The sequence below is a fragment of the Enterobacter sp. RIT637 genome (assembly GCF_019718755.1).
GTDB lineage: Bacteria > Pseudomonadota > Gammaproteobacteria > Enterobacterales > Enterobacteriaceae > Enterobacter.
In genome coordinates this window covers 1-706 of sequence record NZ_JAIHAZ010000074.1, presented here as the reverse complement: position 1 = coordinate 706, position 706 = coordinate 1, and the positions used below count along the sequence as shown (strand labels likewise).

The window sequence follows — 706 nt, the reverse complement described above, 5'->3', positions numbered from 1 at the left end:
TTACTCTTATCAATCAACAGCAGCGACTGGCTGGCGCGGCGTAACAGCTGCGTTTTAAAGAGCGCACTGTGCTCGGCCGGGTCCCACATATCGCCCTGTTCGTCCACCCCCTCACAGGAAAAGATAAACAGGTCGATCTCCACGCCTTTCAGCAGGGAGATCAGCGCCGGATTGACGTAACAACGATACTTACGGTCCAGCGTGCCGCCGGTGCAGATAAGCGTGATGCGCTCGCGTTTCGCCATTTCGTGGCAGATGGGCAGGCTGTTAGTGAACACCGTCAGGTCGATGTCCGGAAGCTGGCGCGCCAGATGGAAACAGGTCGAGCTGGCGTCGAGGGCAAGAGTCATTCCGCTGCTGACCCAGTCCAGCGCGCGGTGAGCGATATCCACTTTATCGGCGTAATGGCTCTTTAGGCGTGCGCCAAACGGCTCACCGCCGTCGCGGTTGTCCGGGTGAATGGCCCGCGCGCGGCCATGGTGACGCACAATTTTCCCCTGCTGCTGCAGCCCTTTCAAATCGCGACGAATAGTCTCTTTGCTGACCGCCAGCTGTTCTGCCAGCGCGTCGGTAGTCAGCCCGTCGCAGTCGCTCAGTAGCTGGATAATGCTCTGCTGGCGGCTGGCCTTCACGCGTCCGTTCCGGTACGAGAAATCGAGATAAGCGTGGAGCCGATCGCCACGCCGTTCTTTCCGGTGTGTTTGAT

Annotated in this window: 1 protein-coding gene; it reads right to left on the bottom strand. The window is 59.3% G+C overall.

All coding sequences use genetic code 11. The annotated features are described in order from the left end of the window. Positions 1-632, bottom strand: a 632-nt coding sequence (fucR, locus tag K5E19_RS23225; RefSeq protein ID WP_221553284.1) for an L-fucose operon activator, incomplete at its 3' end; no start/stop codon positions are given. Positions 633-706 lie beyond the last annotated feature (74 nt).